Source organism: Flavobacterium sp. ASV13 (assembly GCF_000745775.1).
Classification (GTDB): Bacteria; Bacteroidota; Bacteroidia; order Flavobacteriales; family Flavobacteriaceae; genus Flavobacterium.
Window position 1 is genome coordinate 46226 of the sequence record NZ_JQJY01000001.1, and the last position, 26917, is coordinate 73142.

General features: G+C 30.1%; 26 protein-coding genes. 10 read left to right on the top strand and 16 right to left on the bottom strand.

Translation table 11 applies throughout. The annotated features are described in order from the left end of the window. The first annotated feature begins 24 nt into the window (after positions 1 to 24). Together GQ47_RS00165 and GQ47_RS00170 are read left to right on the top strand one after the other, a co-directional pair. Positions 25 to 3369, top strand: coding sequence for a DUF6443 domain-containing protein (locus tag GQ47_RS00165; RefSeq protein WP_238567926.1), 3345 nt, complete (start codon positions 25 to 27; stop codon positions 3367 to 3369). 5 nt (positions 3370 to 3374) lie between these two features. Then, positions 3375 to 3629, top strand: coding sequence for a hypothetical protein (locus GQ47_RS00170; protein ID WP_035643494.1), 255 nt, complete (start codon positions 3375 to 3377; stop codon positions 3627 to 3629). A 655-nt stretch (positions 3630 to 4284) separates the two neighbouring features. Here GQ47_RS00170 and GQ47_RS00175 read toward each other — a convergent pair. The 4 genes from GQ47_RS00175 to GQ47_RS00190 all read right to left on the bottom strand — a co-directional run bounded on the left by GQ47_RS00175 (position 4285) and on the right by GQ47_RS00190 (position 9781). Continuing rightward, positions 4285 to 4887: an IS3 family transposase gene (locus tag GQ47_RS00175; RefSeq protein ID WP_035643497.1), complete on the bottom strand. Its 603-nt coding sequence runs from the start codon at positions 4885 to 4887 to the stop codon at positions 4285 to 4287. 137 nt (positions 4888 to 5024) lie between these two features. Then, the gene (locus GQ47_RS00180) at positions 5025 to 6188 is read right to left on the bottom strand and encodes an IS3 family transposase (protein WP_035643501.1); all 1164 of its coding nucleotides are present in this window, start codon (positions 6186 to 6188) and stop codon (positions 5025 to 5027) included. Between the two features lie 797 nt (positions 6189 to 6985). Further along, positions 6986 to 7834 (bottom strand): hypothetical protein, encoded by an 849-nt coding sequence (locus GQ47_RS00185; RefSeq protein WP_051951252.1) that lies wholly within the window; start codon positions 7832 to 7834, stop codon positions 6986 to 6988. Further along, positions 7835 to 9781 (bottom strand): AbiJ-related protein, encoded by a 1947-nt coding sequence (locus tag GQ47_RS00190; RefSeq protein WP_035643503.1) that lies wholly within the window; start codon positions 9779 to 9781, stop codon positions 7835 to 7837. A gap of 203 nt (positions 9782 to 9984) precedes the next feature. Between GQ47_RS00190 and GQ47_RS00195 the strand changes: the two genes are divergently transcribed. Both GQ47_RS00195 and GQ47_RS00200 read left to right on the top strand, forming a co-directional pair. After that, positions 9985 to 10617: a hypothetical protein gene (locus GQ47_RS00195; RefSeq protein WP_035643504.1), complete on the top strand. Its 633-nt coding sequence runs from the start codon at positions 9985 to 9987 to the stop codon at positions 10615 to 10617. A gap of 118 nt (positions 10618 to 10735) precedes the next feature. Further along, a complete protein-coding gene (locus tag GQ47_RS00200) occupies positions 10736 to 11617 on the top strand; it encodes a hypothetical protein (protein ID WP_035643505.1) in 882 nt (293 codons plus the stop codon). Between the two features lie 57 nt (positions 11618 to 11674). Here GQ47_RS00200 and GQ47_RS22725 read toward each other — a convergent pair whose 3' ends face one another. Then, positions 11675 to 12280: a transposase gene (locus GQ47_RS22725; protein WP_051951254.1), complete on the bottom strand. Its 606-nt coding sequence runs from the start codon at positions 12278 to 12280 to the stop codon at positions 11675 to 11677. A 12-nt stretch (positions 12281 to 12292) separates the two neighbouring features. Further along, the gene (locus GQ47_RS00210; protein ID WP_081909292.1) at positions 12293 to 13462 is read right to left on the bottom strand and encodes an IS3 family transposase; all 1170 of its coding nucleotides are present in this window, start codon (positions 13460 to 13462) and stop codon (positions 12293 to 12295) included. Between the two features lie 76 nt (positions 13463 to 13538). On the opposite strand from GQ47_RS00210, the gene GQ47_RS00215 reads away from it, so the two are divergent. After that, on the top strand, positions 13539 to 13796 hold the full coding sequence (locus tag GQ47_RS00215) for a carboxymuconolactone decarboxylase family protein (RefSeq protein ID WP_051951256.1): 258 nt from the start codon (positions 13539 to 13541) through the stop codon (positions 13794 to 13796). Between the two features lie 144 nt (positions 13797 to 13940). Here the strand turns inward: GQ47_RS00215 and GQ47_RS22730 are convergent, their stop codons facing one another. Further along, on the bottom strand, positions 13941 to 14669 hold the full coding sequence (locus GQ47_RS22730) for a hypothetical protein (RefSeq protein ID WP_051951258.1): 729 nt from the start codon (positions 14667 to 14669) through the stop codon (positions 13941 to 13943). A gap of 421 nt (positions 14670 to 15090) precedes the next feature. On the opposite strand from GQ47_RS22730, the gene GQ47_RS23815 reads away from it, so the two are divergent. After that, positions 15091 to 15219 (top strand): hypothetical protein, encoded by a 129-nt coding sequence (locus GQ47_RS23815; RefSeq protein WP_256380875.1) that lies wholly within the window; start codon positions 15091 to 15093, stop codon positions 15217 to 15219. Positions 15220 to 15345: 126 nt separating this feature from the next. Here the strand turns inward: GQ47_RS23815 and GQ47_RS00225 are convergent, their stop codons facing one another. The 7 genes from GQ47_RS00225 to GQ47_RS00265 all read right to left on the bottom strand — a co-directional run bounded on the left by GQ47_RS00225 (position 15346) and on the right by GQ47_RS00265 (position 22134). Then, entirely contained in the window at positions 15346 to 17178 is a 1833-nt protein-coding gene (locus tag GQ47_RS00225; RefSeq protein ID WP_035643507.1) for a DUF262 domain-containing protein, read from the bottom strand. A gap of 120 nt (positions 17179 to 17298) precedes the next feature. Beyond that, positions 17299 to 18549, bottom strand: a complete 1251-nt coding sequence (locus GQ47_RS00230; protein ID WP_035643510.1) for a hypothetical protein — start codon at positions 18547 to 18549, stop codon at positions 17299 to 17301. Position 18550: 1 nt separating this feature from the next. After that, positions 18551 to 18808 (bottom strand): hypothetical protein, encoded by a 258-nt coding sequence (locus GQ47_RS00235; protein ID WP_035643512.1) that lies wholly within the window; start codon positions 18806 to 18808, stop codon positions 18551 to 18553. Between the two features lie 498 nt (positions 18809 to 19306). Beyond that, positions 19307 to 19729: a ubiquitination-like system serine protease family protein gene (locus tag GQ47_RS00245; RefSeq protein WP_202965005.1), complete on the bottom strand. Its 423-nt coding sequence runs from the start codon at positions 19727 to 19729 to the stop codon at positions 19307 to 19309. Beyond that, the gene (locus tag GQ47_RS00250; RefSeq protein WP_035643519.1) at positions 19713 to 20894 is read right to left on the bottom strand and encodes a ThiF family adenylyltransferase; all 1182 of its coding nucleotides are present in this window, start codon (positions 20892 to 20894) and stop codon (positions 19713 to 19715) included. Before GQ47_RS00250 ends, GQ47_RS00245 begins: the two co-directional genes overlap by 17 nt. Then, positions 20869 to 21570, bottom strand: a complete 702-nt coding sequence (locus tag GQ47_RS00255; RefSeq protein WP_035643521.1) for a multiubiquitin domain-containing protein — start codon at positions 21568 to 21570, stop codon at positions 20869 to 20871. Before GQ47_RS00255 ends, GQ47_RS00250 begins: the two co-directional genes overlap by 26 nt. Positions 21571 to 21888: 318 nt before the next feature. After that, on the bottom strand, positions 21889 to 22134 hold the full coding sequence (locus GQ47_RS00265) for a DUF2188 domain-containing protein (RefSeq protein WP_035643527.1): 246 nt from the start codon (positions 22132 to 22134) through the stop codon (positions 21889 to 21891). 99 nt (positions 22135 to 22233) lie between these two features. Between GQ47_RS00265 and GQ47_RS00270 the strand changes: the two genes are divergently transcribed. From GQ47_RS00270 to GQ47_RS00280, 3 genes are all read left to right on the top strand, one after another. After that, positions 22234 to 22635 carry a helix-turn-helix domain-containing protein gene (locus GQ47_RS00270; RefSeq protein ID WP_081909293.1) on the top strand — a complete coding sequence of 134 codons (402 nt, stop codon included), beginning with the start codon at positions 22234 to 22236 and terminating at the stop codon, positions 22633 to 22635. Next, positions 22632 to 23546 carry an ImmA/IrrE family metallo-endopeptidase gene (locus GQ47_RS00275; protein WP_035643532.1) on the top strand — a complete coding sequence of 305 codons (915 nt, stop codon included), beginning with the start codon at positions 22632 to 22634 and terminating at the stop codon, positions 23544 to 23546. The genes GQ47_RS00270 and GQ47_RS00275 overlap by 4 nt, the downstream gene beginning before the upstream one ends. 140 nt (positions 23547 to 23686) lie before the next feature. Then, complete coding sequence (locus GQ47_RS00280) at positions 23687 to 24124, top strand: hypothetical protein (protein ID WP_035643534.1); 438 nt, start codon at positions 23687 to 23689, stop codon at positions 24122 to 24124. A 107-nt stretch (positions 24125 to 24231) separates the two neighbouring features. On the opposite strand, the gene GQ47_RS00285 is transcribed toward GQ47_RS00280, so the two are convergent. Together GQ47_RS00285 and GQ47_RS00290 are read right to left on the bottom strand one after the other, a co-directional pair. After that, positions 24232 to 24855, bottom strand: coding sequence for a recombinase family protein (locus GQ47_RS00285; protein WP_035643537.1), 624 nt, complete (start codon positions 24853 to 24855; stop codon positions 24232 to 24234). Between the two features lie 238 nt (positions 24856 to 25093). Then, entirely contained in the window at positions 25094 to 25615 is a 522-nt protein-coding gene (locus tag GQ47_RS00290; RefSeq protein ID WP_035643540.1) for a hypothetical protein, read from the bottom strand. A gap of 321 nt (positions 25616 to 25936) precedes the next feature. On the opposite strand from GQ47_RS00290, the gene GQ47_RS00295 reads away from it, so the two are divergent. Next, positions 25937 to 26833 carry a restriction endonuclease gene (locus tag GQ47_RS00295; RefSeq protein WP_035643543.1) on the top strand — a complete coding sequence of 299 codons (897 nt, stop codon included), beginning with the start codon at positions 25937 to 25939 and terminating at the stop codon, positions 26831 to 26833. Positions 26834 to 26917: the final 84 nt, after the last annotated feature.

Consider the following 26917-nt stretch of genomic DNA (forward strand, 5'->3'; position numbering starts at 1 on the left):
AGATATATATCAATAATAGTATTGTTGTTTTTAGTAAGTTTTGAGCTTAAGGCCCAAACTTTCAGTGATGACAATTTTGTTTACACTGCGGCACCAAAAAAAGCGGTGCAGGCAGCTGCCTATAGTTCACTGACCAAAGATGAAATAAACCAGAGTGTCACCTATTTTGATGGGTTAGGCCGTCCAATCCAATCCATTGTGATAAATCAAGGAGCTAATGGCGAGAATATCATTACTCCTATGGAGTATGATGGTTATGGGCGTCAGGTTATAGATTATTTGCCGTATACTGCTACTAATGGGGGTATGAGTTATCCAAAGATTGATCCAGTTGCAGCAATTACTGCAACGAAAGGATTTTATAGCAATAAATATGCGGGTACCGTTAATCCTTTTTCACAAAAGAAACTGGAGTCCTCTTCGTTAGGCAGGATGCTCAAACAGGCAGCACCGGGAACCGCCTGGGCTATGGATGCAGGCCATGAAATCAAATTTGAATATCAGGCGAATAAAGACGGCGAAGTGAGAATGTTTAAAGTGTCAAGTAGTGGTCTGAATTCAGCGGGTGTTTATGATATCACTTTTTTAGATTCAGGAACTTATCCGGTTAATGAGTTATATAAAACCATTACATATGATGAAAACACAACTCCAGGAGCCAAAGTAGGAACAGAAGAGTTTAAAAATAAGGAAGGACAGATCGTTTTAAAAAGAACCTACGAATCAGGTGATGAACATAATACTTATTATGTCTATGATAATTACGGAAATCTGACTTATGTACTGCCTCCAAAAGTAGAGGGTGCAATCAATTTGGATATTTTGAATGATTTATGTTATCAGTACAAATACGATTATAGAAATCGCTTGGTCGAGAAAAAGCTTCCGGGCAAGCAATGGGAATTTATTGTTTATGACAGATTAGACCGTCCTGTGGCGACAGGCCCTGCATTTTCGCCTTTTAAAGATGATGCTGCCGTGGGATGGATTATAACCAAATATGATGCCTTTGGGCGTACTATATATACAGGATGGAGCAATCAGGCTGTAAGTTCTGCAGCAAGAAATACGCTTCAGATAACTCAAAATGGAACAGCCTTATTTGAAACCAAGGTGGCTTCAAGAAGTATTGATGGAATTGCGGTCAATTATACCAACGCTAATGCGCCGACAAGCTTTAAGCTTCTGACAGTTAATTATTATGATGATTATTCATTTCGTAATCCTCCGACAGTAGCTCCAACAGTAGAAGGACAAACTGTATTGGCAAATGTTAAAGGTCTGAAAACAGGAAGTTGGACAAGGGCTTTATCTACACCTTCTTCGTTAGCAGGTGAAATCAATATTATAGTTTATGATGTCCAAGCAAGGCCGATACGAACTTATACACAAAACCATTTGGGAGGCTACACTTATACGGATTCGATGCTTGATTTTAGTGGAAAGGTAATATACACTATCACCAAGCACGCACGAACTTCAGGTGATACGGAATTAGAAATTAGGGAGGATTTTACTTATTCAGCTCAGGATCGTCTGCTTACTCATACACATCAGATCAATAAGGGGAATGTACAGCTTATGGCTTCTAATACGTATGATGAGCTGGGAAAATTGATAGGTAAGAATGTTGGAAATACAACAGGAAATCCATTACAGAAAGTTGATTTTACTTATAATATCAGAGGATGGCTTACCGAAATCAACAAGACTGCCAACCTGCAACAAGGCTCAGATCCAAAAGATCTTTTTGCGTTTAAAATTAGTTATACTACACCATCAGGAGCAATTACAGGATTAAGCCCATTGTATAACGGGAATATTTTAGAAGTACTTTGGAGAACTGGTTCAGACAATATATACCGTGGTTATGGCTACAAATATGACAACCTAAACCGTCTAAAAAATGCCATTTATGAAAAGAGCGGTTCCACTACAAATGCCTATGACGAGAATCTGACTTATGATAAAAACGGCAATATTTTGTCTTTGGCTAGAAATGGTGATATAGATCCGCAGACAGGTACTATTGCCATAGATAATCTTGGTTATTCCTATTTGCCTAATACGAATAAATTGGTAGGCATAATGGACAGTTCAAATAATACCAGCGGTTTTAGCGATCTCAATAAAACCGGTGATGATTATACTTATGATGCCAATGGCAATTTGTTCACTGATAATAACAAAAACATTACTGCCATCGCTTACAACCATCTAAATCTTCCTAAGAAAATTACATTTGGTACAACCGGTAGCATTGAGTACATTTACAATGCTGAGGGGCAAAAGCTCGAGAAAATAGTGACGCAGGGTGCAGTTACTTATAATACCAACTATTTAGGAGGTTTTCAGTACAAAAACAATGTTTTGGAATTTTTCCAGACAGCTGAAGGTTATGTTAAAAATACCAGCGGAGCGCTTTCATATGTTTTCCAATTCAAGGATCATTTAGGGAATATCCGTTTGAGTTATGCTAAAAATGCATCAAACGTTCTTGAAATTATTGAAGAGAATAATTATTATCCTTTTGGATTGAAACATAAAGGGTATAATGATTATGTGGGGACAAATAATAAGTATAAGTACCAAGGTCAAGAGCGTCAGGACGAGCTGGGATTGGGTTGGGACAGTTTTAAATACAGAAACTACGATTTTGCTATTGGGAGATTTATGTCAATTGATCCACTTACTGAAGACTATGAAACATGGTCGCCGTATGTTTTTAGTGGTAATCGGGTAATTGATTCACGAGAACTAGAGGGATTAGAACCAGAGGCTGTCAATAAAAAAGACGATATAAAGCCAGGCTCCTTTAAGTATGAAGTAGGGATGTTTGTGCTTAAATTGATTGATGCTGTTGGATCTTTAGGCGCTATTGTTGATGGTCAAAAACCTGGAACATTTGAAGAAAATCTGAGCCATGTACAGAGTGGAGGATTGTTTATAGTTGATAATTCTCTTTTTATTGAGGGAGCTATTGAAATAAATAGAGCTCCTTCAGATGGAGAGTTTAAACCTAACTACGCAAAAGGAACTACTGAAAATGCTGCAAAAGCTGAAGTAGGAGCTGCGAAAGGTTATTCAAACTTAAAAGATAGTAAATCAGTGGGGCCTGGGAAACCTTATACCTCTGCCCAGAAAAAAAATATCATACAAGAAAATATGGCAAAAAATGGAGGAGTTATAAAAAGTGATTTGAGTGGTAAGGTTCTAGATCCAGCTGTTCAATCGAAAAAAGGTGTCAAAGCCAATATGAATCAAGCAGAAGTAGATCATATTACAGCAAAGAGCAAAGGAGGTAAAAACTCGTATGGGAATGCTCAAGTTTTAAGTAAAGAAGAAAATTTAAAAAAAGGTAATCGTTGATTTAAATGAAAAATATAGCAGTAATAACAACAAAATTTGTTTTAGAGAAAAAATCTCCCATTGTATCTGTGTTTAGGGATGACGATGGTGATTGGCAATTTTTTGGAAAAGAGGAGGATATACAAGAAGAAGATGCACGGGTTATAAGTTTAGATGAAATATTGAAAATTGATGACAGCATAAATGATATTCTGTGGATTAATAATGGAATGCATGCTTGGCGTGAAAATAAGAATGAGAAATGGAATATTGACTTGTAAACGATTGTTGGAAAGCTCACAAACTATTTATTTTGGTATTGCATAGAAATAAACCAGTTTTTAACTTCCATGGAACAACAAGTAATAAGTACAGATATAAAATGTTTTTTTCAGGGATACTTATTAAAATTAAAGCAAAGGCTTTATAGAAATCTGAAATTATAGCTTTTAGCACTTGCAAGACCCGAACCGTAATAATTAAAGGAGGAGAAATCTGGTAAATGATAGTAATGATTAAAAACTATACTTGGTTCGATTTTATTATTTTTTGTATGTATTGTTTACCACATAAAGTCTCATATTTTATTAAGACTTAACAATTAATTTTCTGGGAGTGAAATTAACTTTTTGATTTTAAGAAGATTTATTTAAAAATTACTGATAACAAATCGCTCCTAATTTATTTTAAACCTTTAGCCATTTTCTTATTTCTCTCTGAAAGGTAAAAGGAATAATTTATAATAGTATGTATTTAATAAAAAATCAAAAATTTAAAGTATTGACATCATTGTTTATTACTAAAGTTATTTTTATATTCAGTGCTAAAAAATATAAACTAAATGTTTTTTTTTAGATTAGGTTAAAATATGAAGGAGGTCTATTTGATACGCTCAAGCTTGCCAGGAACAACTAAGATTATGTTTTAATTCCGTTTTCAATTCTTTTTTATGGGGCTTGATAAACCCAGTTCTTTCATGTATTCATAGACAGTACTACATGATATTTGATACCCGTTGTTTTGTAGTTCTATAGTAATCCGCTGACATCCATAACGTTGCTTAAATGCGAAGAACATACGCATTATTTCGTTCTTTATTGCAATTTTTCTTTTCAGTTTTTCTGTAATTTTGGGATTTTTCCATACGCGATAGGTGGTTCTGTTTTGACCCAATACTTCGCACATCAGTCGCACTGAGTACTTGTTTTCATTGGCGTCCATAAATCGAAAAAGCTGCTGTCTCTCCTGATTTAGATACTTACCAGCATTTTTTAGAATTTCAAATTTTAATTCTGACTTCTTAGCTTTTTTTTCAAATTCCAGAATTCCCTGCCTTTCAAGATTTATTTTTAGATAATCATTTGTTGTGCCATCTGCTGTATTGTATTTTTCATATTCCCGACGCCATGAACTTAAGGCAGCTGTGTAAAGACCAAGTTCCTTTTCTAATTTGGCCAGACTGGTTCCGCTTCTCTTGTAGCTCAGTAGGACCACCTTCTCTTTGAAAGCATAATCATATTTTTTTCTGTTTTTCTTCATAGTTCAAATTGAAATGTCGTCAATTAAATCTACATCTTGCATTCTCATTTTTTAGATTAGTTATTTTGTTTTTTTAGATATTCTGATTGGTTTTATATTTTTATGTATGTTATGCATTCGAAGATATTATTGAGGCTTTATAAACCGTTTGTTGCATTAAATTGTTCTATCGTTTTAAAGTCCAGTGTAGAATGGATTCGTTTTCTATTGTACCAATTTTCAATAAATTCATTTATTTCCGCTTTCATAAGTTTCTGGCTGATCAGTGTGCTTTTGCGGTGTATTAATTCTCTTTTTAATGTATTGAAGAAACTTTCAGCAACAGCATTATCAATACTGCTGCCCTTACGGCTCATGCTTCTGGTACACTGATAGGAATCAAGTTTAGCAACGAAAATTTTGTTGGCGTATTGAACTCCTCTGTCAGAATGGAACAGCAATCCTTTTGAAGCCTCTCGATTGGCGGTAGCCATCTCAAAAGCGGGTAAAGTTGTAGTTCGGGTGAAGAGCCTAAAGCTTAAATTCCAGCCGATAATCTTTCTGTCATATAGATCCATAATAATAGTCAGATATAAAAAACCTCTGCTAGTTTGGATATAAGTAATGTCAGATACCCAGACCGTTGATGGAGCATTAACCTTAAATTCTCTGTTTAGAAGATTAGGGGCAATACAGTTATTATGGCTGGAATTGGTTGTTATCTTAAACTTTCTTCTGGCAACTCTTTTTAATCCAAGCTGATTCATATATACAGCGACCTGTCTCTCGCATATTTTATATCCAAGCTTATTTAATTCATCTGTAATTTTATTTCTTCCGTAATGTTTCTTGAAGCGAAAAAATATGAGGGCAATATTTTTTTTTAGTAAATCTATGTGCTGTTTTTTTTCTGAAATTCCATTCTTTTTCCATCTATGGTATCTGCCGTATCCTACATTTAAAACTTCACACATTCTCAATATAGAATATTTGTGTTCGTTTTCTTTTATGAATTGATATATCACTAAATTTCCCTGATGAAGATAAGGAGATGCGTTTTTTAAAATTTCATATCTGAGTTCTGCTTCCTTTGATTTTTTCTGAAGATCAAATATTTTTTTATTATCGGGATGAATCCTGTCGTATCCCGATCCAAGGAAGCTTCCTTCTCCGAATTCATCATATTCTTTTCTCCATCTGCAAATCAGACTTGATCGTATTCCGAGTTCTTCTGCAGATTCTTTGATACTGTTTTTTTCATAACTGAGCTTAACGGCATCCTCTTTATAAATACGATCATATTTTGCGTACTTTCCCTTCATAAGTTGGATTAATTAGATTATATGATTGAAAACTAAGTTAATAAAATAGTCTGTTTTTAATTTGGTTAGAAACGAAAATTAATTTTTAACCTCATTCCTATTAAGTTGCAATTGATATTTTTTTGACATTTTGAATTATGCTTTTAGAGTGGTATAAAAGCGGAAATAAACCAATTTTTAATTTCGTTAGAATAACAAGCAATAGATTTACCTAGGCAAATGATTGCGATGAAATAGTACTTCCTTATCTACTACTTTACTATTTATGTATCTCTTGTATAAGCCTGTATGACTCATATTTGATGTAGACTTAAATGTTATTATCCAGGAGTAAAATTGATTTTAAATATATTAATGTCATTTTCTTTTTTTCTTGATAAAGAAATAAATCAAATTATGCCTTTCGTTAAACAACAATCAATATATATGTTTTATAAGAAAGAATAATTGAAATGAAAAAACAAAAGGAAAAGCTCCAGATTTGGTTGAAGCTCTTCCTTTTTTGTCTATCTGCACATCAGAACTTTAATATATTCAAACCTGAATGTTGATGTGATTATTTTTGCTTACTTTTCTATTCTGCAAAAAACTGTAGAATTCATTCTGTTAGTTTAATATGTAAAAGTAAATGAGTATTATCTGATATATTACTAATTATTATGTAAAGTTTTTATCTTTTTCCCCAATCTAATGGTAATAATTTTAGCCCATTTCTCCATATTTAAATTACTGAATCTCTAAAATTTTCATTATTTTTTAAGTATGCATGGTCTGTAATTATGACTTGGAAATTAGGATTAATCCCTAAGCGATTGGATAAAATCTTCATTATTAATTAAAGTTAACTCAAGGATTGATTCCCAATAATTCATTCCAAATACATTGCGATTTAGATTTGCTGTTTGAATTGTCATTGTTATTATTTCTTCCATCGGTAGAAGATTCATAAAAGGCTTAATTTTGTTTTGAAGCGGGGTTATAACTTTGTCACTATTTCTAGAAAATCTTTCTAATAAATGAAGTCTGCTGTAATGACTTTCAATAAGATCAAATAGATTCTCATCTATCCCAAATCTATTTTCCAAATAAAATCTTAGCCCAAATGTATTATTATTGTATTCAATGTCTACAAACAAATATTGCGAATCCGGAAGTCTATCTAAATAAAGATTTAAATATAATCGTCTACCATTTTCTTGCCAAAATTGACTTTTATAGCTATTGCAGATTGTACAACTAGGAAAAAGATTAAGAGGGTTTACAACAAATTCACAAAACTCTTCCTTAGGCAAAATATGATCAAATGAATTGATCTCACTTAAAGTACAATTTTGGCATGTATTAATAATACGTCGTGTATTTGTTGTGGTGATTTCAGTCCTAAGATTTTGAATCAATTTACTTTTATAATTATATAATTTTAATAAATCACCCTTATTATTATCAGGATATGCATTTGGAATTGTAGTTTCAAGGATATTTCTATCAAAATTTATTTGATAAGTATTGTATAATGCTTCAACTTCATCTTCTAAAGCAAGCAAACGAGTTTTGTAATCGGGATCGATTCTCGTTGTTTTTTTGCTTTCTACAATAAGTTTATGAAAATCAAATGAGTTTCTTCTTGTATTATCTAAATTTCTCATTTATTGTTGTGTTTTGCTTTTAATATACAATCTTGTATTCAAACTTAAAGGCAGTTCATCAAATTGAAGTAATGAAATAATTTCTTGAAAAGACATTCCTAGGGAAGCTTTTTCATCAATTATTTTTTTGTACTGTTTTGGAATTTCTCGATTGCCAAAAACATCATCAGTTAAAGTAGTTAAATTCTCTCCAAATGATTCTATTCCAATTCTTCTGATATCTGGAATATTTCCATTTCGCTCAATTACATAAACATTTTTAGATAATAATTCTTGAATTATTAAAGGTGAGTGAGTTCCAATTATACAATATGATTGAAATTCATTCACCAATTCATAAATAGTATTTATTAATTGAGAAATAGCATTTGGATGTAAATGGGTTTCGGGTTCATCATATAGAATTAAAGAATCTAATCTAATATTTGCCGTTATCTCTGTTATAATATACAATAAAATATTTTGACCAGAACTTAATTGATCTTTTACTCGATTAAATCCTTCTATATCAACCTGAAATGAGTTGTGAAATGATGTAATAAATTCACGTTTAACTAAAAACTCATCCAGAATTTCTGATTCAATGAAATTAGACAGAATTATTCTCCATTTATCAATTCTTTCGCTTTCCTCAATTTTCTTCCAAGTATTATGAAATCTTAAAACCAGTCCTCTTTCAGTAATAAAATCGCCTTTTTCATTTTTCAAGCCACAATACAAATAATTAAATTTGGACGTTTTTTCGGGGATTTTAAATCTATCAAAAATACTATATGAAACAGAAATCATTTTGCTAAACATAGGGACTCTTGGCAAAAAATATTCTTTTTCACTTTTTGAAATATTAAGAGGTAATGAAGTTAAAAGTTGTGTCTTTCCTGTACCATTTTTACCAATTATTGCATAAATTCGGTTTGATAAAATATCATTATTACTAAAATCAAAATTAATATTTACTGATTCTTTAGAATATTTGGGAGTAAATTTATAATCAAATGAAAATAAGTTTTTTAAATCGTAACCATTTATAACATATCTCACCAATCTTGATATTCGTTCAGAATCATCTTCTCTAATTAATGATTTTTTGAATCCTCTTAGATTTTCGAATTTTTCTAGTTTATCAGGGTAAAAAGCACAATCTCCAATTGCATAAAGTATATCTTCAAAATCATAGGGAAAAATAGATTTTAAATTAGTATAAAAATCAATGGTTTGTCCAAGGGAACAAAAACTTGATGGCAACATGACAAATTTTTCAGGAATTACATTTATTGTCTCTTGTTCATCACTAGACATTATTTTAACATATCCTATTTTAATTTCAGAGCCATCTTTTCTATAATACAAGGTAAAGGATGTTTTATTATAGAAATCATCCCAACTAAAATATTTTAATACAAAACAATTCCTTTCATTATCAATTAGTCTTTTTCCTCTTGGTCTACCATTATCAACAAGAAACAAAATATTATTCCTCTTTACGTCAATTGGGATATCTTCAACTTCTTCTTTAAAATAAACACGATAAACTGGTTTCCCTGTTTCATTATAATCAAATAGTGCAAGTTGTAATTTATCTTTGTTAAGAATATTGTTTACTTGAATAACATACAATAAAATGTCATCCTCATCCTTTCTGTAAATTGGAGACACAACAGTTTCAATAAATTTTATGAATACTTTCGTGTCTTCATATATTTTCAGTCTAACTGTAAATAAATATTCCAAATCCCAATCATCATTATTAATCATATGTTGGTAGATATCTCCAGCGGCATTTGGATATCTAGAATCTTCTGATGGCATTGTGGAAATATCCCAAATGCTTTTTAAAAATTCAAAATTATTATTTATCCAATTATTATGGTGGTTGCCTAAAAAATCAGTTTCACTTTTTATAAGAATATTAAATATTTCTTTTTTATTTTCTTGAGAAATTTCCATAAAACATTTTAGTGGTCATTATAGTTTTGCTAATATAAATTATTTAATGAAAGAACATGTTTTTAATTATGGACTATTTGAATGTAAGAAAAAAATGTATATTTGAAAATGTCAAAGATTAGAATAAATTTACACTAAGCTTTATTATTTGGGTATATATAATATTTGTCTACTCATGTGAATAATCTAGTTGATTGAGAACTATGGATAACAAGACAAGGCATCTTATTAGATTGATTAAAAAAGCACAAAATGAATATGCTGAAGATTATTTAGTGGTTGCAATTCCTGGATTTCTATCTAAAAAATTTATTGCTTATTGTGCAATGCATGAAGATTTAAAAAAAACGCTGGAATATATTAAGCTCTTAAGAACAGATGTAGATCCAATTATTAAATCAGCTTTGACATACTCTCTCATTTCATTGTATGGGAAGTGTTATACAGATGCATCTAAGAATAATTTTCCCAAACTTGAACCTAAAAACTTATTTAAAGATGATAATCAATTAATAGAGATTCATAATTTTTTAATGGATTTAAGACATCAATTTATTGCTCATCGAGGTAATACTGAAAGTGAGATAGGGGTTGCCTATATGGCAATTCCTAAAAAAGAAGGAGTTGAACAGTCGCAAGTTAACTTTAGTCAAATTAAGCTAAATGCTTTTTCACCAAAGGAGCTTGATAAAATTGAGACATTAATTAATTATGTAGTAGAATATTTGAAACAAGTAATTAAAAAAAATGGGCAAAAAATATACGAAGCCTTTTTTGAAATGTTTACTCCTGATCAAATTGTATTGATGCTGATGAATAATGCTAAACAAGAGTAAAATTAAAGAGTAAAGTTTTCTTCTGCTATATTCTGATAAGTCGAAATTGTGTTCTATTCAAAAAAAGTAATTTTTAGCGTTCTGGAATATTTTAGTAAAATCTTTTAAATTTATAAAAATGAATAATGATTGGAACTGGTTTTTTAGCTCATTTTGCCAAAGTGCCGCCGCATTGATTGGTATTATTGGAGCATTTGTGATTTCAAGACTTCTTGGTATTAGTGAAAAAATAAATTCAACTATTTCTGAATTTGATAATTTGAAAATAGATTACAATAAGATTCTACTTAATATTAAGAATTGTAATTTTTATTGGTGTACAAAAGTGCATGTAAAATATAATAATGATTTACATGATCAAATTAAAAATGGTGACTTTGACAATTTGAGCCCTGAAGAAATTTTAAATAAGATTTATGAATTAGATAATCAACTATTTAAGATTGATGAAGCAGTCATTGAAAGTTTTGATAAAGTCTATGAAGAGTATAAACCTAAATATACTCCTTTAGGAAATGGAATGTCTGTGAAAAATCTTTCTTTTGCAGGTGCTTTCGATATTGCTCCCACAGGATTATGGGATACTTTAAGCGAACAAAAAAGTTTAATTGATAAGCTTGAAATTGAATCCAGAACATTAATTCAACATTTTGAACGAAACTTACAAAATTTAAAAGCATTCGATGATTCAACAAAGCCATTGAAAACTATAATAATTCTATTATTGGTAGCATTTCCTTTTACTGTAATATACCCATTGCATTTCATGCCAATGCCCACAAATTCTGATCCTGAAATTACTTTTGATTTGTTTAGTGTGCTTAATTCAATGGTCACTTTTAAATCAGTTTTACTTTTTATATTTTTTGCCTCGATTGAATCTATATTTTGGTATTTTCTATTCATAATTAATCAGTTAAATGAAAAGTTAATTTCTGCAAAAGAAGATAATTCAGAAGATTTAAGAACTCTTGAAAATTATTCGGAACATTTCAAGTAACCTTTTTTATAATTGAATTGTAATTAGATTGGACTTTTAATGAATTTATGAAAAAAATCAAGTTTTGATTTTATACTTTTTTACAGAAACACTCAGATTTAACTCGCGCATATATATTAGCACTGTATTAGAAGATAATTGGTATCCTGATCTTTGAAGTTCTGCTGTTATACGTTTTGAGCCATAACGTTGTTGAGATGCTAAAAATATAGACATTATTTCTTGTTTGACCATCATTTTCCATTTTTGTCTCTCAGAAACAAATTTATTTTTCCATTTTTTGTATGTTCCTAAATGTACACCCAGAGTTTTACAAATAAGGTAGCTGGAATATATCTGGTCCTTTTCGGCGATATACTGATATATGGTAGGCAATCCTTTATGAAGGTAATCCGACGCTCCGTTAATAATATCAAATTCTATGTTTAATTTTTTAATTTTCATTTCAAGTTCATAGATCTTTTTCTCTTCCGGTTTTAATTTTGTTTTTCCTATTGTGGTAAACGCTTCACCAAATATTATGTAATTCTTACGCCATTGCAAGAGTGTTCTGTTTGATATGTTCAGTTTTTGAGCTACGATATCTATAGTCTCTTTTTTAAAACTCAGCATTACTGCATTTCTTTTGAAATCAGCACTGTAGCTTTTTTTATTTTCTTTCATTGCAATTGGAGATTATTTCTTGTATTTTTTTTCTTTATTAAATTCTTCTATAGTTTTATAATTAAGAGCAGAATGCCTTCTTTTTTTGTTGTACCAGTTTTCTATATAGTTTAATATCTCCGCTCTCATCTCTTTTGGAGTTAATAATATCTTCTGGCTATATATTAATTCTCTTTTTAATGAATTAAAAAAACTTTCGGAAACAGCATTATCTATACTATTTCCCTTTCCACTCATGCTTTGCACACACCTATAATGTTTGAGAGTACTGGTAAAGACTTTGTTAGCATACTGTGTTCCCCGATCGGAGTGGAATATTAAGCCGTCTTGTATTTTGCGATTACTTAGAGCCATATTCCATGCAGGAAGAATAGTTGAGTTTGTTGAAAGCACTGAACTAAGATTCCAGCCGACAATTTTTCGATCATAAAGGTCTATAATAACAGTAAGGTATAGAAAACGTTTTTCGATCTGTATATAGGTGATGTCGGAGACCCATGCCATCGACGGTTTGTTTGTTGTAAATTGCCTTTTAAGTATATTGGGATATATATACAGTTTATGATTGGAATCAGTGGTTGCTTTGTACTTCTTTTTGACCTTACGTTTAAGACCAAGCTGTTTCATATAAAATGTAACCTGGTCTTCTGATATTTTTACTCCTCTTTTGCAGAGCTCTCTAGCAATTAAGACACAGCCACTATATTGTTTAAATTCATAAAACACAGTTGTTATAGCTTCTTTTAATAGGCAGGCCTTTATTTCTCTTTTTGAGAGGGGCTGCTGTATCCTTAAATTATACATTGACGTAGAGACACCTAAGACCTGACACATTATTCCAATCGGATATTTCTTTTTATTTTGATGGATAAAATTGTAAATCTCCTGTTTGCCTAGAGGTTTTATTTTTAAACCATTTTTCAGTATCTCTAATCTTAATTGTGATTCTGCAAGTTTATTTTCTAATTCAAAAATCTTTGAATTCTCGAAATAAAATCTTTTTTTACCTTCTCCAGGAAAACTACCCTCCTTATATTTCCGATATATTACCCTCCATTTAGAAAGTAATTTGGGGTTTATTTCAAGTTCTTTAGCAGTGTCGACAACATTTTTTCTTTCATAGCTAAGCAGAACTGCATTCTTTTTAAAATCGGGTGAGTGGTGTCTTTGTGTTTTTTCCATCTTATTAGTATTATTGTGAATCAGAGTATCTATACTAAAATATTAAAAATAAGATTGGAAGTTAAGTCTAAGTTATTTGATTAAAATATACTATTATTCAATTGGTAAGGCATCATTTGACAGCAAGTTTGATGCACTTGCAAAATTAATCAAAAGCATTGCCGAAAATAAAGGTCATGTCGACGAACAATTAGTGGAAGAAATTTTCTCTGCCGGATATAATGAAGGATCATTGATTGATGTAGTAGTTGCTGTAGGAGACAAGACTATTACAAATTATATTTATGCATTAACCAAAATACCTGTAGACTTTCTTATAGCACCTCCTTTATAAAAGAAAGAATGATACCCAAAAAAGGCACTCAGAAAGGGTGCCTTTTTTATTCTTAAATATCATTTTAAATCAATTCAAATTTGACATCTTACAAGAAATATGTTGCGAAAATGTAGTATTTGTAAACAGTGGATAAGAAAAATTTTAGTGAATTGTTTGTATTTTGGACATTATGTGAACAGCTTCTTCAAAAGTTGTTTTTGGCATATCCATTTGGTCCCAATTTAATAATGAACATATGCCAGCATCAATTCGGATATTTGTATTATGCTCTTTCATTAATTTATTGGCTTTCGGATGAATTGGAATTCTTTGATGTAAGTAGAATTTTCCAGCTTCTAGCGAATAATTCTCATGTATCGGTTTCAATATTTTATAAATTGTACTTGTGATAAACTCTCCATAAATAAGAATTTCTTGACGAGTGGAAATGTGTCCTTTATGAATCACTTTATTTCTAAATTTTACCATATCCATATTTATGGACCATGCTTCTTTTGCAAACTTCAAATATTGAGAGCAAAATGCACCATATTGTCTTTCTGATTGACTTGCAATCTCTTTCCAAAATAAATCTATTTTTTCGTATTCTAAACCTTCACTGTGCAATGTTACTTTTGTGAACAATTCGTATGCACGTTCTAATGACGCAGCAAAACTCATCACACTCTCAGAATAACAACCTTTTAGAAATGCATTTACCCCCGAGGAATATAAAACGTCAAAGAGATGATGTGCTATTCTTGATATAACCTTGTGACCAATCGGGCAAATACTAACTGCTACTAAGTCAGAATTTACTTCGCCAACACAATATTGGTAGTTTTGAGGGTCAATATCTAAGCACTGGGAGCATGGAACATAGTGTTTCATTGAAAAAAAATTAAATAGTCATTAAGTAGAAGGTAGAATTAATCTTTGAATGAGAAGATTTCAATTAAACGAAAATACGATAAAAAAATGTCAATTCTAATTAGCTTTTTTCGAAGTTATAAATAAATTAAGAATTAGTTTTTACTAAAAATACATTTCTTTTTTCTACATATATTTTTGTGACCTTAAATGAGTTTTCTAATCTGCCAATTTTTTGGAAATATAAAAAACCAATTAATTATTGTAAGTACTATGCCATATATTCTAAATATTAAAGCTATTTGAGACGTCATTTTTTTGTGCTTTTTGAATGATTTGAATCAAATGAAAAATTTAATTTAAAGTGATGATTTATTTTAAATGAAAACAGCGATTTAAATGTTTAAACCTAATAAGTAAATAACAACAAAATTTTAAACACATGGAAAACTATTTAAACAAAATGAAAACGCACTATTATTACGGAAAAACTGGGATTTATTTAAAGCTGGGGCCCGATTCTTCAGGTCGAAAAGGAAAAACATTAGTTTACTATCCTCACAATTACTAATTTAATAAACTCCATTGGTTAAAAGCCAGTGGAGTTGATTTTTTTTGTATTAATTCGATTATTATTGCTTGTCAAAATTAATGTGTAAAGCATAGATTAGGAGTCTGTTTAAAAGGCTAAAATGATTTAATTCCAAATGTTTCCAGTATTTATAATTTTATCATTAATGAAATCTCTAATTGATTTGCTTCTCTCTTCAATTTTGGACGAAAATGCTTCTGGATTTGTCCAAGATTCTACCTGTTCTACAGTCTTTATCAATCCAAATTTTTTAAATGAATTTAAATGTTTGGTTGGTAATTCATTGGAATCGGATGAATTAGCGCTCGATGTTGATAAAGAGAGATTTCCGATTCCATTAATAACACTGATGATTTCTTTCCAAAGTACATCAGCGTAATCTTTATTTGTAAGATAATTTTCAATGCCTAAATCTTTCCATTCGATACTTCTGGCAACAATATGGTCTATCGAAAGAGAATCATTTTTATAAACGTTCTTTCTTATTATTTTGTAATCGGCACCATGTGCTATTTCAAATTTGTAAAGTAAATAAGCAGTTTTGTTCCAACCATATGCATTCGTTAACCATTTCTGTTTCTCTACTTCAAACAATCTTTTGGTATTGTCTCCTAAGTGTTTCCAATGATATGAGAAATTTTTTTGTCCTTTATAAAACATTGATAATAAAACGTTACACTTATTTAATTTTGAATCTTTGTTGATTGACTTATATATGCTTTGGAATTTACTTCTGTATGCTTTAGCATTATAATAATAACCGTTCCAATAAATTATTTCATAACAAATTAAGAAATTTTCCCAACGATCAATTAGTTTGTTTTCGATTGGATTTCCCCATCTAAAAGCTCGAAGTAAGAAGATTATACTTCGGTTTTTATCTAATAGTAAAACATCACCTATTAGATGATTCTCTTGATCAGCATTTGGTATTTTATTGACAAGTATATCCATTGAAATTTCAAATTCTACTGCTAAATTTATAGCATAGTTCAAAATCTCATTATTGTTCTCTTTTTTAAGTAATTCTTTTCTAACATATTCAAAGGAACCATTATCTCCAGTTATCCATGATGGCGAAGCAAAATCTTTATCTTTATACCCATCATCGATAGATTGTAAGTGATACATTAAAACATGGTCTAATGATAGATTACCACGTAACCATAAATCACTCGCTCTTTCTTCCATTTCAAAAATTCCTGCAAAAGATTTTTGTATTTTTTCAATTTCCTGTTGAGGGTTTTGGGAATTTATATACACATTCTTCATTAATAACGCTTTAACTTTTTCAGTTTCAGAAAGAGGTATTCCTCGAGTATTATGTAATTCAAAAATCTGAGAAGCAACAGCTTTATCATTGTATATAGCTATTGAACAATGTGCTCTGTCAATTACCTTTATATATTGATCAATTTTATCAACATCTAGTTTTGGCAACTTAGGTTCTCCAAGAAAAGAATTAACAAATAAATTGACGGCGTCTAACATTCTTATAAAAGACATTGTCTTTATTTTTGTCTCGCTTAGTAATTCAGTAAGCTTTACACAAATGTTTTCGTCACTAGTTTCGAGAATATTAATAATAGTATTTAAACCTTCTTTGTCATATGAAACCGGAGTTAAATTAATTAGCTTATAATAATCAGAATCTTTCAAATGCTTACATACAATCAGGAATAAATAGACAGTAGTGATACGTTGTTGCCCATCAATAATTTCATAGTCATAAGATCCAGACTTTCCTTCTAAAATATAATGTCCAAGATAATAGTTTTTGTTCTCTGACTTAACAAGATCAGTTTCGGTATAGTATTCTAAAATGTCATTAATAAAAGGGATAAGTTGCTTTTCTCCCCAAGAATATGCTCTTTGATAATCAGGGATTTTGAAATGATAAGTTTTGATTATCTCACCAAAAGGTTTTTGCTGTTCCAATTTTTTTGTTATTTATTATTAATGATTTCCTCCATTAAGACGATTTGGATCATTATATGGTTTGTTAATTTGTATTTAATTTATTGTTAAAATTAATAAGAAAACTAATTAAATAATTAGTTACTCTGTTATAACTACTTTTAGATTCTTGATATCTGCCAAACTCAAAGGTACAGTACCTTTAAATAAGTCATAATCTGAAACTTTAAGGTTTTGAGTTTGCTTTATCCAACTTAAAAGTTGTCCAGCGCTCACCGGAGAATCAAAAATTAATTGTTCAAGAAGTCCAGTCTTTGAAACATGTAGATAATTAAATCCATCTGAAATTTCCCAAGTTTTTGTTTTTTCACTCTCTTCTTTATCAAATATTTTAAATTTACTTTTTTCTGTAATTTCTCCTCCAATATAAGTGATACAATCATCATACTCGGGTTCCGTATTTATCCCATGATTAACTTTTCTAAATCGAAATTTATATGTAAGATCAATTGGAATATTGATATTAGAATCACCAAAGTCAGGTCTGACCAAAGTATTTTTAATCATTCCAATTTTAGATTGATCTGTAACTATCGAGGTGCCATTATAAAATCCAGAAAACTCATAAATAGGAACTTCCTTAACGAATTTTGATTTTAGGGTTATTTCGACAACTATATTCCCAGAAATATCTTCGTTTGCTATCCCTTTTCTTAACACTTGAAATTTAGAACCACTGACCAAAGAAGCATTTAATCCAGCAAGCCTGCTACTAAATGATCTTTCCTGATTAAAAGTTTTTGTATTTGACACAGATCCTGGTGCCTTGCCTTGAATTGTGCCAGCCATTGTGATTTCTGGTGAAAAAGATAAGGTAGTTGAATTTCCAGAAGTTATTTTGCCAAGATCAATAATTTGCGTTTCAGTTACTATTTTATTCCAATTTACAAATTCGACTTTGTCAATTAAGTTTTGAGGTATGTCCATAGTAAATAATATCTGTTCAATTCTGTTTGCCTTTTCATCATCAGTTTTAAGAACATTCAGAACTATTTGTTTTTTCCAGAGTTTGCTACCTTTAATATTTCCTGAAACAGATTCTTTTATTGGTAGGGCTATAGAAGACATCAATTCTTTTGCAGTTGTGCTTTTTGAACTTAAAGCTTCGATTAATGCTGCTTGACCTTTGTCTGAAAGATCAGTAATTGTTTTATTAGATAATGTTGAGGGATCTAGTACAAAGGCACTTATCTGTAGTAATGAGCCGGCATCCTCTTTTGTTGTAATATTAATAGTGGTATCTTTAATTGATTTTTGATATTTTAATATTTTTGGAGCTTTACAAGATGATAGAAATAGTATTGCACTGAATATTAGTATTGATTTTTTCATACTAAACAAGATTAAAATTACCTTTCAAATTTAAATTTGAAATATTAACTATTTTGAATTCGCTTGTATTTCCTGTCACACAACTTTGCTTCCTGATGGTTGTAGGATTTATAACTCCAGGGTATTGTGTTTTTGGCAACTTTATAATATTTGGATTAAAACATTGAAGATTTTGAATTTCTTGAATAGATTCAGCAATTATATAACAAATCCAATCTCTCTTACTTATGTCTGAAGACAGTACCAAAGCATATTTCATAAATTTTTATTTTTTATTTTTTACTAAATAAAATTAAATAATTGAATTAAAATATTATTAAGTATAACTACGTGTTTTCTGAGATGAAATGTTTTTCTACTATGATCAAGATATATATGTGTAATCAATCATAATATGTAATTTTAGGGTATACTTATATGTTGCTCGATTTAAGCGTAATACTTCTCAATAAAATATAGTAAAGCATATGTGCAAAATACATGACTCTAAATTTACACAAAACGATTGGATATTAGAAAAAATGTGGTACTACAAAACTGTAGTACTTTTATCTTTTGAAAGAAAAAAAGAATTAGAATAACTTGTTACATTTTTCCTTTGGATTAAAAAATTTTGTATATTTTAATGTCTGATACTTTTTCCAAATGAAATAATTTAATTCATTAATTGAATTATCAAAAATAATTTTGAGATTAGTTTTCTTTATCTCAAATACAGAATAAAAGAAAGCCGAAGTATTACCTCCGGCTTTAAAAATTACAATCGGAAGAACATTGATATCTTTTTCCAAATACTTGGTTTAGGAATTTCTTGAATAAGTGGTTCTTTTTTTACCACCATATTTTGTCCTTCAAAATAATCCATCTTACGATCCATGTCATTTTCTCTCCCTACACGAATTTCCTTTTCTGTCCAAAGACTGGCAAACTCAATTTTATTGTTCTTTATCCAGTAGTGGGACTGGCACTCAAAGTTCCAATTGCCTATGGATGGATGGAGCGAAACAGATTTACCATTAAAGCTCAATTTCCAATCTGTTGGGGAAAAAGGGGTTACTACCTCGTTACCACATCCACATATGCATTTATGTATTGCTGTGCAGTATTCGATTGATATGTACAAGATGCCTTCTTCAACCTTCTCAGGAATAAACTCAATAAATCTATATTGTAGTAGCATCTTCATTAAAAATTTTAGATACTCCAATAGAATAAGAGCTGTGATGTTCGTTTTCTAAATCAACATAAATTCCAGATATTTTTTTCCATTTCAGAATAGCAAAAATGGCGTTCAGTGCATTCAATTCAGCAATCTGAATGTTGGTGGCATATTCATTATTGTCGGAGTCTTCTGGGAAAATACGATGAGATAGGTGGTCATTTTTCACACCTGTAGCGGATGTAACCCTTACTGCGCCAGTAAGCTTTTGATCAACAACATTAACCCCTAATCCGACATCGGAAAAAGATATGCCTATACTTACCAAATAATCAGTTATTAACTTCCTTGAAGAATTCTTGTCCACACATATAAATACATAATCCATTTGATTCAACTTTTGTAAGTTATCTTTCTTTAGATAGTAATCATGAACAAAGATGTGCCTGTGCATGTTTGAGTAGATTTTCTTGTAATAGTCTACTTTTCTTAGATTTTCACTCAGATCATTCAAGGACGCTGCACCAGGTGAGCGGAAAGCATTGTGTTGATCGAAACTATCCCCATCGTAAAGGTGAATCTCCTTTACTGGATTTTTAGCCACTATATCTAAAATATAAGCTCCTGTACCACCCAATCCGATAATTGCTATTTTTTGATTTTCTAACTTAGCATTAATTACTTCAATGTTTGCTCTACTCGAATTGGTGTCAATGTACTGAAACACCGTTTCATTTCTACTGTCCATTATAACTTTAAAAGTCTTTTCCGTTACAGAGGAATCAAGGTATTTTGCAGGTGCGGAAATAATATCTGCATATCTCTTGATTTTTTCATAATAGTTCTGATATCCTGTAGCAGGTTTATTTGAAAAAGATCTATTTACCGTAATAAGATTGTTTAATGTTGAAGTAGTGTTATTATGTTGAATTGCTGTTATGTTTGTTCCATCAATTTCACATGGATTATCACCAATAAAATATATCACATGGTTGTCAGGTATACCTGTTCGGTCGTTACTACTTAATGTAAGTGTACTTACGAATGTTCCATATTGGATTTTTCTATTTTGATCAATAAAAGGTACATGGTGGATAAGTAAATATCCACCACTAACCTCGATCTCGTAACCTTCGTCTCTTAGACGTTTAAGGTCGGGACTATGATTTATCAGTTGCTGTGACATCGAAGATCATTTTATTTTTTACACGAACACTTGAACCTTTAACCATAGTTCCTTCTGGCTTAGGTTCCCAACCTCTACTATACGTAACCGTATATCCTTTGTTTGGATTATTGTCATATGATCCGAAAGCTAACACAACTAGCTGTTCAAAAGAAATATTTACTTCTTTCCATATATGAGGACGAGCGTTGACAATTATTGTCACTTCCGTTTGTCTAGTTTTAGAGAAAAATTTCTCTTTACCCGGGCGTGCTAAATCAACGATTTCTTCATCTAATATTTGATCGTCTTGCCAATCTTGTTTGATATCAAGAAAAATATCATCTTCGGCAGGAATATTACCTAATTCTCTGATTTGGATACCTCTGATGTATTGTTTATACCAAGTAAAAGGTTTATTATTAATAAAGAACTCAAGCTTTTTCTTTACAAAGAAATACTCCGTTTCAGGTCGAGCTAAATTAACTTGTTTCTCATTTTCAATAAGCTCATCCTTATAAGGTTTGCTAATTGACAGAAACAATTCAGTATCCAGAGGTATTCCAGCAAGTTGCTTTAATTCTGTTCCTGTTTTGTATTGTTCAAAGGTTTCATATTCTTTACCTTCTATTGTAAACTTTAAGGGTACTTTTGAATTAGGGGAATATAATTCCCCTTGATTATTATTTGAATTCATATTCTAATAATTTTAATATTAATTTATTATAAATTGCTTACAGCCTATCATTTCAGCAGTAAATAAGGCGTGCCTTATGTTGATTTTAATTTTTCTGCAATTGATTTATATTATTAATACCAGGCCCCTAATAACTGAAATTATAGCGGTCAAAGGGTTAAAATCACTAAAAGCTTTGTTTATTTCAAATAAAGGAGGTAGTTTTGAATTGCAAATAATATTACTACCAAGAGCCTTGCAAGGGCTTTTGTTTCCTTTTGAAAAATTAAGCCAGGTAATTTTTGCCTGGTTTTTTATTTTATAAATAACTTGTTCTCATTAATGTTTAGTGTCTTTAATAGATTTTGGATCATTTCCAGGTTTAACTGTGTCACTATCCCTAATAGGTCCACCGTTTTGGCGATGTATTCTTACTTCGCCACCACCATTATTTGATGAAAACTGTTTTGCAAGTTGTTCCGCTTGCTTTTGAGTGCTGACAACAGCTGAAGCCTTTTTGCCACCTTCTTTTTGGACATTCCAACCTTCCTGTCCTTTTTTCTGAGTTACATGATAATTTGACATAATTAATTTGTTTAAATTATAAATTCTTTATTGCAAATATATAAAAATCTAAATATATCAAGCAAGTATTTTTTATAAATTTAGATTTTAATTAAAATCATGCTTGATATATTAAGCAATAGTTGTATATTTGTACAAAAAAAAACCATGAGTTCACTTGGAGCAACTTTGAAAGATGCCCGCAAAAATGTAGGGCTTACATTAAGACAAGTAGAAGAAATGACAGATATTTCTAATGCTTATCTTAGTCAGTTAGAAAATGAAAAAATTAAAAATCCATCTGTCAATATCTTGTCAAAGCTATCATCTTTATATAAAGTGTCTTTAAAAACACTTCTTTCAAATGCTAAAATGATAGATAAGAATGAGGCTCAACAGGAAGAAATTAATTTAAGTTTTGCCCAAAAAATAGCTTTTCGAGCGGAAGATTTATCAGAAGATGAAAGAAATGATGTTTTGAAATATTTGGAATTTATTAAGTCACGAAAAAGAGAATTATGATAGATGATTTTACTCGAAAGGAAATTGAAAAGATATCGCGTAATATTTTAAAAGAAAGCAAATCGTTTGATGTTTTCCCGACACCGGTAGATAAGATTTTATCGTATTCGAATTTTGCAGTTGATAATAAAATAGATTTGCAAAATATTGATGATTCTTTTTTTGATTCATTTAAAGAAAAATTAGTGGATCCTTCAAAAAAGGCTCTATTACATGCTTTGTCAAAAATAAAAGGCTTTTTTTATCGAGAAGAAAAAATCATATATATAGACGCAAATCTAGATCAAAATCTTGGGAAAAAGAATTTTGTCAAGTTACATGAAATTGGACATGGAGTCTTATCATGGCAAGATGAAATTATCTTGGCGTTAGATAATGACGAGACTTTAAGTGAGGAATATGATGAGCAATTTGAGGCGGAAGCTAATTATTTTGCTTCTATAACATTATTTCAGCATGATCGGTTTTTAGAAGAGTGTGAGAAGTTAAATTTGGGATTAGGAGCAGTGATGTCTTTAAGAAAGAAATTTGGGGCATCAGTACATTCTGCTTTTAGGAATTATGTATTACAGTCTAAAAACAGATGTGCTTTACTTGTTTTAAATCATCCTGTAAATGCAAATGGATTTACTAATGTTTTGACTACTAGGGATTTGTTTTATTCTAAATTTTTTCTACAAGAGTTTGGCGAGTTAATGCTTCCTAATGAATTCGGTTTTAAGTGGGCATTTGTCCAGGACTTCAAATTTCAAAAGAAATTTCATGAAAAAGGAGCAATTTCGTTAGATACAAAGGATGGGGAAAAGTTAGAAGCCAGTTATCATTTTTTTAATAATACATACAATAGTTTTGTATTTATTTTCCCAAAAGGCGAGAAAAACAGGGCAAAAACTAAGGTAGTCTTTCAGTGAGGTTTTTAATAAAGTGATTAAACTCACATATGTAAATTTGATTTTTCGGAAAAATCAAAAGATCAAAACTTGGAAATAATATTCGAATAATTGAAAAGAAAATTTAAGGCGTTATTAATTTAAAACTACGATTTATTAAAATGGGAAAGCACTATTGTCATAAATGTTCTCTGAAACTTGGTTATCTGAATTCAAATGGAGTAGATAAATTAAATTTAACAGGAAGTACTTATCTCCTTGAAAAATATATTAAGCATACGCTTCCTCCAACGAAATCAGGTTTAATATCAATCTTCTCTGATCCAACTTATGAAAACTATAAAAATAGCACTGTGAATGCCCTTGCATCCGGAAGTACCGTAGTTAACAATAGTCAAATAGACGTTGTCTGGTTTTCAAATCAGGCAAATGGAATATCATTTATTAATGGAGTGCCGCAGAACAATACAGATGTTGTAAAAACTGTTTTGCATCATGATGCAACAAAAATCCATAGTTTTCCCGTAGATTCCGCTGACTTGATTACAAAAAATTGTGATGACTGTGGGATCAATATCTTAACTGGTACTACAAAATAAAAATTAATATTAGAGATGACATTTAAGTACTGAACTTTATTGTCATTGAGAAAAATTTTAATGATCTAGTATTGTAATAAATTATATTGTTAGATTCTAGGTAAATATTAGTGGACTAACAACTTTTTTATTTTTTGAACTGTTCCACTACTTTTATCGGTCAACTTCATTATTTTTCTTACTGAATAATCCTGTCGTAGAAGTTTTACAATATCTTTGTGTTCTGTCAAAAGTGTTTGTGTGTCTTTTTTAAAACCATCTTTGCGGCCTACTTTTCCGCCATTTTTTCTAAAATTATCATAACCAGATTTGATTCGTTGTCTTATCTGCTCTTTTTCTAAGGAACTAACCGAAGTTAGAATCTGAATTAAAAATTGAGACATTGGATTTATCTCGCCTTTATCATTAAAAGTTTCTATATTGTGATTTTTAATGTAAAGCGAAATACAATTTTCATTTAATATCTGTATTGTTTTAAGGACCTCAATTGTATTTCTTCCTAATCTACTAATCTCCCAACAAAGAACTTTATCAATTTTGTTAGTTTTGATATAGTTTATCATTTTTAAAAGTTGTGGTCTTTCTTCATTTGTTTTTCCTCCTGAAATCTTTTCTTCAAAAATATTGACAACCTCATAATTCATATTTTTGGCAAACTCTAATAATTCTTCGGTTTGTCTTTTGTAATCTTGAATATTGGTGGAAACTCGAGAGAAGATAATTATTTTCAAATCGTATCGTTTTAATATTTTATATTACAAAGATACGTATAGTGTGTCATATGTATGTGTTTTTAAATATTAAAATGATACACTTTTGTGTTTGATACAAAATCAATTAATTTTTAGAGGCTTTGGGATTATGAATGTTACCCATAATTCAAAAATATTTCAATCTTGACATCAATATAAATTTAAAGGAATGTCCATTTTTTGAAAATTCAAATCAAATTTCTTATTAATTATAAACTTAATTGTTGATGATTTCGTCAATATTATTTAGTCTTGTTACATATTTTTTATGAGGCAGTTTTGATATTGCTATAACCAGCGGACATTGATTAAACTCTATACAGTTTGTTACATAACATTCATCATCGATATCCCAATGTTGCTTATTTCTATCAAATAAATGTAAGAAATATTGTCGTCCTAATCCGCCAATTGTGAAATCATTTTTTGAAATGTATATTTTTACAATTATAGTTTTAGCTATTAAGGGAAATTTAATTGGATCATATTCCCACGCCTTAAGAAACCAACTTTTGCTAAATAAAATACAAACTCTATTCTTCTTGTCATAGTAATACTTAAAATTTAAATTTATTCTTACGGGACACTCTACCATTGTGCTTTCGCAATAACATTTTTTTAAATATTTTGACATCTCATTTTTTTTTATCATTTGTCCGTCGGTTAACCCTAATTCAAATCCAATAATCTCCTTTTTGTCCAAATAATCTAATTCTTTTTGGATATTAATTCTTGCCATATTTATAAGTTTAATAATTATATCCTAATCAAGTTTTAAAGTTGTTTGTTTTTATAAAAAAAATAGAATTATCTTCATTTTATTATTTTTGAAAAAAGATATTTGATTATATAAATAATTGTTTAGAGATTAATTATTTACTAAAAATTTTAAATTGAAAAAGAATGAGACATATAACTGCTGAATATATATGATGAAATAAGAATAGCTAAATAAAATATGATTTAAGTTAGAATGTTCAAGATAAAAATTAATCGAACCTTCAATTTAAATAAATTAAAAATTGAATTAGTATTATTGAAAAACTGCTTGATAGGATAAATGAGAAAAGATATTAGACTCCCGGTATTTGAAAAAGAGTTCATATGGAATGTCAAAAATGAGATTGAAGTTATTGCTGACGAACCAAATTTGAAATGGATTGATTCAAATTGGAGACCATATTCAATATTAAGTAAAGATAGTTTTAGTTATGATCCTGTTGCTGAAAATGAATTATTTAGGCTGCTTAAATATAATACTTGTGCATATTGTAGAGAAAAAATGACAAAACTTCAAGAGCCTGTGAGCGGGCCTGCGGACGTTTACGTATGCAAAACTTGTTTTTATTGGGGAGGAAGGGGGACAAGACCAGGTGGCCCTACTTATACAAGAGGAAATCTAGGAAGAATGAGTTTTATTAATAATCCAGAAGATGCTAAGTTAGAATTGATTATAAATCACATAAATTCTTATTCCGAAAAATTATATGATTTAACACCACAACAAGCAGAAAAAATAATGCCAATAGTCTTAAGTGATTATTTAAATTGTGAAGTTATTGCTTTTGGAGGAACAAAGGATAAAGGAATAGATGCACTTGCAATTAGGGGGGCAGATGAAAAAATACTGGTACAAATTAAATGGAGAGAGGATCAAAAAAAATCTGAAGCAGTATCTACTATTCGAGAAGTTGGAGGTACTCTTTTAGCTCGAGGTATTCCAAAAGGATTAATTATTTCTACACGAAAAAAATTCTCAAAGGATGCTATACTAGAGTCAAAATTAATAGGAGAAAGAGAAATTGTGAACATTGGAAAGATTAATATTGAGTTAAATGATTTTAATGATTTGTTAGATATGTTTGAAGTCTCATCACGTCTAAGGACCGAAAATTTAGATCCAGAAGAAATTATACCTTACTATAATAGCGGATGGGAATTATTTGGAATTTCTTAGTTTTAGCAAAACAATTTCATATATATATCATTCAATGCTATAAAAAAATTGACTGAAGTAAAAACAATCAATTAAATCTAATTT